Origin of the sequence: Streptococcus sp. 714, from assembly GCF_013277115.1 — a bacterium.
GTDB lineage: Bacteria > Bacillota > Bacilli > Lactobacillales > Streptococcaceae > Streptococcus.
The window spans coordinates 1-981 of the sequence record NZ_VMMH01000020.1 but is presented as its reverse complement, the minus strand read 5'-3'; the positions used below and the strand labels follow the sequence as shown (position 1 = coordinate 981).

The window sequence follows — 981 nt, the reverse complement described above, 5'->3', positions numbered from 1 at the left end:
CTATCCACAACCTCAAAACGGTGTTTTGAGCAGCCTGTCGCTCGCTTCCTAGTTTGCTCTTTGATTTTCATTGAGTATAACTTTTCTTCAACCCACTACAGTTGACAAAGAAGCAATCAAAAAGCAACGCTAGACACGTTGCTTTCTGATTTTAACACAGTTACTTGTATATCAACTCATTTTATTGATTTTATACAAATCACTGGTTAGTGACCTCATAATCTACAAGTCACTACTCTTCTTCCTTCCGTTTTCGTGAAATGAGAAGTCCGCCAGTCATAGCTGCTAAAAGAGCTACAATAAGTGACGTATTTGATTTCTCTGTCCCTGTATTTGGAAGTTGTCGATCTTTATTTATTGTAGTTTCAGATATTGGCGCTCCCTCTGACATTTCATTAGCACTGCCGTCCTTATCTGGCTGAACTGGCATTTCTTCTGGAATACTATTTACACTACCTTCATAGTCTGGTTTAGCTGGGGTAACTTCTGGAATGCCGTTTACACTGCCTGTGTAGGCTGGGACTTCGACAGTTGGTGGAGTAATGACATTGCCCTCGCCATCCGTACTGCTTGTTCCTACTGGATCTGTATAGGCTGGCACTTCAACAGTCGGTGGGGTAATGACATTGCCTTCGCCATCTGTACTGCTTGTTCCTACTGGATCTGTATAGGCTGGCACTTCGACAGTTGGTGGAATAATAACGTTACCCTCGCCATCTGTACTGCTTGTTCCTACTGGATCTGTGTAAGCTGGCACTTCGACAGTCGGTGGGGTAATTACATTGCCCTCGCCATCTGTACTGCTTGTGCCTACTGGATCTATATAGGCTGGAATATCTACAGTTGGTGGGGTAATTACATTGCCTTCTCCATCCGTAATGCTGGTTCCTACTGGATCTGTGTAGGCTGGTTGACTTGGAGTTACTTCTGGAATACCGTTTACACCAAAGTCTTGGTTGACTAAGTCACTTCCTGGAATTT

General features: G+C 43.6%; 1 protein-coding gene. It reads right to left on the bottom strand.

Going from position 1 to position 981, the window contains the following annotated elements; translation table 11 throughout:
• Positions 1-232 precede the first annotated feature (232 nt).
• A partial coding sequence (locus tag HT718_RS07605; protein WP_173268075.1) for an LPXTG cell wall anchor domain-containing protein occupies positions 233-981 on the bottom strand: 749 nt, incomplete at its 5' end.